Origin of the sequence: Caballeronia sp. ATUFL_F1_KS4A, from assembly GCF_023630905.1 — a bacterium.
Lineage (GTDB): Bacteria > Pseudomonadota > Gammaproteobacteria > Burkholderiales > Burkholderiaceae > Caballeronia > Caballeronia zhejiangensis.
In genome coordinates, this window is record NZ_JALQEB010000017.1 from 1 (window position 1) to 6,243 (window position 6,243).

Here is a 6,243-nt window from a genome sequence, read left to right on the forward strand (position 1 = left end):
CTATCGCCGATTCCAAAGAACCAGCCGCACTCGCCATCAAGCGCCCACACTTATCGGCTGTTAGTTTTTAAAGAGCACATCGCAAGACAAGCCTTACTTCAACTTCCGTCTTGCGTCGCTGCATCAGCAGCAGAGAAACGAGATTATGAAGAATCTTTTTCTCTTTGTCAACACTATTTTTCGCTTTCGCTTCCAAATCCGGTGACTTCTGAGACCGCCCGTTTCGCTCGACGGCTCTCGTCTTGCGACGAGGGGCTGAATATTAGGTCAAGCACACACGAATGACAAGGTGACGAACGCAATTTTTTTCGCGTCTGCTTCAGTGTGCCGCCTTCGCCGCTCCGATGACAAACTCCATCGGCACTGCCGCGGCCATCGCCGCGTATCCCGCGTCGCTCGGATGGATATGATCGCCGCTGTCATACCGGCGCTGGAGCACGCTCGGGCGCGCCGGATCGCGCAGCGCCTGATCGAAGTCGATGACACCGTCGAACGCCCGGCTCGCGCGAATCGATTCGTTGACCGCCGTTCGGATCGACTCCCTTTCCGGCGGCAGCGAAGCGGGCGTGAGCGTCGCACCGTAGATCTTCACGCCGCGCTGATGCGCCTGCGCAATCAGTCGCTGATATCCGCGCACCAGCGCATCGGCGTTGACTTCCGTGTGCGGCGCGTCGCAATCGAGCCCGGCGTGCGCGGGCATCGCCATGAAGTTGATATCGTTGATGCCGATCAGCACGATCACCGCCCGCACGCCCGGTTGACGCAGCGCGTCGCGCTCGAAGCGGCTCACGACGGCCTCACCGTAACAGGGCGAGTTGCTGAGCAGACGATTCCCGCTGATGCCCGCATTCAAGACCGCGGTTTGCCCGCCACTTTTCCGGGCGACTTCTTTCGCGAGCGCATCCGGCCAGCGCCGGTTCGCATTGAGCGAGGAACGCATGCCGTCGGTGATCGAATCGCCGATCGCCACGATCGCGTGCGCCGACGCGCTTTCCACCGCGACGTTGCTGAGCCACGCATATTGCGTGAAGCGCGTGCGGTACGCGGCTGCCGATCCATCTCCGGTGCGGTCGCCCGGCGTCGAAATGTAGTTCACCTGGCTCGACACGCGGTGCCACGCGACGAGCTTTTGATCCTTCCCCATGAACATGCTGACGGCGACCGGCTGAAACGCGGCGACGTCGAAATCGACCGCGTCGCTTGTTGCTTGCGCGCCCGGCGCGACCGTCACGCTCTTGTGTCCGCCGAAAGACACGGACCGTGCGCTGCCGGCCTGGATCGCTGCACTGCTACCGCCGACCGCCCGTGCGACGCTCATGGACTCGACGACGAGCGGTTCGGTCCCGTAAAGATTGCTGATCCGCAGACGCATCCGCTTGCCGTCGAGTTGCGGATAAATCAGCTGACGGACGGTGCGCCCCGCGACGTCCGGCGCGCGATAGAGCGGCGGCAGGTTCGCCAGTTGCGGAATCGACTGCAGCGCAGTGCCCCACGCGCTGACCCATCGCTCGTTGGCGGGCGTTTCCGCAGCGTCGGCGGCGAACGCCATTGGCGCGAAATTGAGTTGGACGGCGCACGCGGCCGCGCAAATCGCGGCGAGAACTCGGAGTTTCATTCGGCGATGGCGTTCGGAAAAGGCTCGATTGTGCCTGAAGTGTCATCAAGCTCGCGCCGCACATCGCCGGCGACGCGCACAAGCAGCAGCGACGCCCGTGAAATGGCCTCACAATGCTGCCAGTTCTTTTTTCGCCGGCGCGATGACTTACGCAGCGGGCATCAATATAAATATGCAATCGAAAAATTCAGCACCGCAGCAACTCGTCTGGGATGAAGACGGCGAAAGCCGCTCAGCCCGCTGGCGATCGGAGAGCGGCAATCCGCCCGCGAAGCGCGTCGTCATCGGACACGATCAGATGACGGCCGATCACGCGTACCGGCTCGCCTGCGAAGGCACCGCGATTCTCTGGCGCGGCGATTTCCAGAACGCTCGCCAGTTGCTGCAGGCGATGGCCCGCCGTATCGACAACAAACCGCGCAAGGCGAAGAAGCCCGCGACGGAAACATCGCCGATCGATGCGTTCAATCTCCATCGACTCGCGCAATCGCAGCGCGCCCGCACCCTCGCAATGCTCGTGCTGCCGCTCGACGAGCACTACGCCATCCCGTTGCGACGCGCGCCGGACGTGCGCCAGGCATGCGAGGAAGCATACGGGCCGCCGTCGGATGAAGCATCGGTGGTGTCCTTGCGCGAGGTGCTTGGTCTGATCGGCGCGCACGAGTGGCGCAAGAAAGGCGTCGACATCGACGCGGCCGGCGGGCGGATCCATCCCTATTACGGCGTGTTCTCGCCCGTTCGCGGCGAGTACGTCGATCTGGTCGCGAATCAGCCGCTGCCGTCGAAGGAACTCGCGTTCGATATCGGCACGGGAACCGGCGTGCTCGCGGCCGTGCTCGCGCGGCGCGGCGTCGAGCGGATCGTCGCAACCGACGTCGACGCCCGCGCGCTCGCCTGTGCGCGGGAAAACGTCGATGGACTCGGCCTCGCTCGTCAGGTGAAGGTCGTGGAAGCCGACATGTTTCCCGAGGGCCGCGCGCCGCTCGTCGTCTGCAATCCGCCGTGGCTTCCGGCGCGTCCGAGCGCCACGATCGAGCACGCGATCTACGACCCGGAGAGCCGCATGCTGCGCGGCTTTCTCGACGGCCTCGCCGCGCACCTGACACCGGGCGGCGAAGGCTGGCTTATCCTGTCGGACTTCGCGGAGCATCTCGGCCTGCGCACGCGCGCGCAGTTGCAGGAATGGATCGACAAGGCCGGACTGAAGGTCGATGGACGTATCGACATCAAGCCGCGTCATTCGAAGGCGATCGACAAGTCCGATCCGCTGCACGCCGCGCGCTCGGCGGAAGTCACGTCGCTGTGGCGGCTGGTCGTCGCGTAAATTTTGGATCAGGCGCGCTCGGCAAGCCACGCGAGCGCGCCCTCGCCCGCGACGAGCCCGCTCGCAAAACACGCCGTCAGCAGATAGCCGCCGGTCGGCGCTTCCCAGTCGAGCATTTCGCCCGCGCAGAACACGCCGGGAAGCGCGGCGAGCATCGAACGCGCATCGAGAGCTTCGAACTCGACGCCGCCCGCGCTGCTGATGACTTCCGCAATCGGCCGCGGACGCAGCACACGCAGCGGCAACGCCTTGATGCGCGCGGCGAGCGTGATGGGATCGGCAAATTCGTCCTTGCTCACGCATTCGCGCAACAAACCCGCTTTCACGCCCGTGAGATGCAGCCGGCTTTGCAGATGACTCGACATCGAGCGCGCGCCACGCGGATGCAGCACTCCCTCGCGCACGCGTTCGGCGGAGAGCTGCGGCGTCAGATCGAGCAGAATCGTCGCGCCGGCGCCGTGACTTTCGTCGATCCGGTCGCGAATCGGCGCCGATAACGCGTAAATCAGACTGCCCTCGATACCCTGATCGGTGATGAGGCACTCGCCGACGCGCCAGTCGGGCGCGCCGTCCGCGCGCGGCACGCCGATCGCCACCGACTTGAGCGGCTCGCCCGCGAACCGGCTGCTGAAATGCTCGCTCCAGCCCACATCGAAGCCGCAATTCGACGGCACGAAAGGACGCGTGGCCACGCCGCGCGCGGCGAGAACCGGCAGCGCGGCGCCATCGGAGCCGAGTTGCGGCCAGCTTGCGCCGCCGAGCGCCAGCACGAGCGCATCGTGCCGAACGTGTTTCTCGCCCAATGGCGTCGCGAACCGCGATATCGACGCGCGTTCGTCGGCCCAGCCGAGCCAGCGATGCCGCATATGAAACGTGACGCCCGACGCGCGCAGCCGATGCAGCCATGCGCGCAGCATCGGCGCGGCTTTCATGTCGGTGGGAAACACGCGCCCCGAGCTGCCGACGAAAGTCTCGACGCCCAGGCCGTGAACCCAATCCCGCAACGCGCTTGCATCGAAGCGCGCGAGCAGCGGCGCGATCTCCCCGCTGCGCGCGCCGTATCGCGCGAGGAACGCGTCGGCGGGCTCCGAATGCGTGAGATTCATGCCCCCTTTGCCGGCCATCAGGAATTTACGTCCGACGGACGGCATCGCGTCGAACACACCGACGCGCGCGCCGCCCGCCGCGAGCGCCTCCGCGGCCATGAGCCCGGCCGGCCCGCCGCCGACGACCGCGACGTTCACCGATTCGATGTTTTCAACTGACGACATGCCTGAATAGAAAGAACAAAACGGAGCGACATTGTCGCATCGCCGGTCTGCGCGGCGGGAACGCATCGACGGCGCCGCGTAAGTCATTAAATAACAAAAAAGAATTTGGCCGCCTGCGCGCGGGCCAGTACGATCCGGCGATTCGTTGCATCGACAACTTTTTACTGAAATAGCCTGATCATGTCCGTTTCCCTCGCGCCCGAACGCGCTGCCGCCCAGTCCGCCACCCAGGATTCACGGCCGGTCATCAAAAGCGCCGCCGATGTTTCCAGTCTCGTCAACCACGGCGCCGCCATCGGCAGCGACGCGCGCGTGGTCGTCGCCATCGCGCTCGGCGGCATTTTTCTCGATGCCTACGATCTGGGCGCGCTCGCGTTCGGCATGAAGGACATCGCCCGCGAATTCTCGCTGACGCCGACCGGCTCCGGCTTCGTCGCCGCCGCGATCACGTTCGGGGCGATCATCGGCGCGTTCCTCGGCGGATATCTCACCGACAAGGTCGGCCGCTATCGCGTCTTCATGGCGGACATGTTCTTCTTCGTCGTCGCGGCGATCGCCTGCGCGCTCGCGCCGAACGCCTGGGTGCTCGGCGGTGCGCGTTTCGTGATGGGACTGGGCGTCGGCATCGATTTGCCCGTCGCGATGGCCTTTCTCGCGGAATTTTCCCGCTTGCAGGGCCGCGGCAACAAGGCGGCACGCGTCGCGATGTGGTGCCCGGTCTGGTATGCGGCGATCAGCGTCTCGTATCTGCTGGTGCTCGGTTTGTACGCGGTCTTGCCCGAACACAACGCGGGCTGGCTCTGGCGTCTGATCCTCGGCTTTGGCGCGGTTCCGGCGATTGCGATCATCGCGATTCGCAGCCGATACATGAGCGAATCGCCGGTCTGGGCCGCGAATCAGGGCGATTTGAAAGGCGCGGCCGCGATCCTCAAGCGCTCGTACGGCATCGATGCCCGCGTCGACGAAACCGCCACCGTTGCGCCGAAGGCGCGTCGCGCGACGTGGAGCAACTACGGCGCGCTGCTGCGCGGCGTCTACCTGCGCCGGACCGTGCTGGCGACGGTCATCGCCATCGCGTCGTCGTTCGCCTATAACGCCGTGGCGTTCGGCTTGCCGGTCATCATTTCGAGTTTCCTCGCGCAATCGATGCTCACTACGATCCTCGCGTCGCTCGCGCTCAATCTGTGTTTCGCGTTCGCGGGCGGGCTGTTTTCCGTGCGCACGGTGCCGAAATTCGGCGCGTGGAAGCTGTCGGTCGTCGGTTACGCGTTTCAGCTTGCGGCGCTCGTCGGGCTCGCGATCGTCGGGAAGCCGTCGACGGGCGTCGAAGTCGTCGTCGCGATCGCGTTTCTCGCGGCGTTCCTGCTCGGACAGGGCGTCGGGCCTGGCTCGCACAGCATGACGTTTGCGTCGCTGAGCTATCCGACTTCGCTGCGTGGTGTCGGCGTCGGCTTCAATCAGACGCTGATGCGCGCCAGCTCGACGGTTTCGCTGTTCCTGTTCCCGGTCTTGTCGGCGGCGCTCGGCACGAAGGTGTTCTGGATCATCGCCGTCGCGCCGCTCGCGGGGCTCGTCGCGCTGTTCGCCGTGCGCTGGGAACCGTCGGGCTACGACGTCGACGCTGAGGATTTCGCCGCGCAGCAGCCGCGTTAAAACAGTTTCCGATCCCGCCTTATAAAGAGCGGCAGGCGATGTTTCGCCTGCCGCTCTTTTCGTTTCTCCTCCTGCCTGCACTAGATTAAAGGTCGCGCGCTTTGCGCGACGGGGTCCGCTTCTCGCATGCGGAGTTACCCGAATACGTCTCAAAAATGCATTTACCGACCGTCCGGTCGGTTTATAATCGCCGGACAGCGACTTCTTTTTGAGCGAGTGCCGACATGTACACGCAATCCCTCGACCTCCCCAGCGCGACGTCCACAGCCGAAAGCCACGAAGCCGCAGCCTCCGCCGCCCAAACCCGCTTCGACGCGGTGATGCAGGCCGACGGCAAGATCGAGCCGCAGGACTGGATGCCCGAGGCGTATCGCAAGACG

The 6,243-nt window shown here is 64.9% G+C and carries 5 protein-coding genes and 1 pseudogene; 4 read left to right on the top strand and 2 right to left on the bottom strand.

Translation table 11 applies throughout. The features are described from left to right. Nucleotides 1-285 (top strand): hypothetical protein (locus tag NCS03_RS13035; RefSeq protein WP_250460739.1); only part of this gene is annotated, 285 nt, incomplete at its 5' end. Between the two features lie 34 nt (nucleotides 286-319). Here the strand turns inward: NCS03_RS13035 and NCS03_RS13040 are convergent. Then, nucleotides 320-1,615 (bottom strand): SGNH/GDSL hydrolase family protein, encoded by a 1,296-nt coding sequence (locus NCS03_RS13040; RefSeq protein WP_239295592.1) that lies wholly within the window; start codon nucleotides 1,613-1,615, stop codon nucleotides 320-322. A 172-nt stretch (nucleotides 1,616-1,787) separates the two neighbouring features. On the opposite strand from NCS03_RS13040, the gene NCS03_RS13045 reads away from it, so the two are divergent. Next, a complete protein-coding gene (locus NCS03_RS13045; protein ID WP_175983305.1) occupies nucleotides 1,788-2,939 on the top strand; it encodes a methyltransferase in 1,152 nt (383 codons plus the stop codon). Nucleotides 2,940-2,947: 8 nt separating this feature from the next. On the opposite strand, the gene NCS03_RS13050 is transcribed toward NCS03_RS13045, so the two are convergent. Next, a complete protein-coding gene (locus NCS03_RS13050) occupies nucleotides 2,948-4,210 on the bottom strand; it encodes a TIGR03862 family flavoprotein (RefSeq protein WP_250529241.1) in 1,263 nt (420 codons plus the stop codon). A 180-nt stretch (nucleotides 4,211-4,390) separates the two neighbouring features. Between NCS03_RS13050 and NCS03_RS13055 the strand changes: the two genes are divergently transcribed. After that, nucleotides 4,391-5,863 (top strand): MFS transporter, encoded by a 1,473-nt coding sequence (locus tag NCS03_RS13055; RefSeq protein ID WP_034474595.1) that lies wholly within the window; start codon nucleotides 4,391-4,393, stop codon nucleotides 5,861-5,863. 224 nt (nucleotides 5,864-6,087) lie between these two features. Beyond that, nucleotides 6,088-6,243, top strand: a pseudogene (locus NCS03_RS13060) (1,2-phenylacetyl-CoA epoxidase subunit PaaA); the annotation flags it as partial.

What these genes read in the sequence shown, in the direction of transcription:
- NCS03_RS13040 (WP_239295592.1), bottom strand. Translation starts at nt 1,615, where the DNA reads ATGAAACTCCGAGTTCTCGCCGCGATTTGCGCGGCCGCGTGCGCCGTC.
- NCS03_RS13045 (WP_175983305.1), top strand. Translation starts at nt 1,788, where the DNA reads ATGCAATCGAAAAATTCAGCACCGCAGCAACTCGTCTGGGATGAAGAC.
- NCS03_RS13050 (WP_250529241.1), bottom strand. Translation starts at nt 4,210, where the DNA reads ATGTCGTCAGTTGAAAACATCGAATCGGTGAACGTCGCGGTCGTCGGC.
- NCS03_RS13055 (WP_034474595.1), top strand. Translation starts at nt 4,391, where the DNA reads ATGTCCGTTTCCCTCGCGCCCGAACGCGCTGCCGCCCAGTCCGCCACC.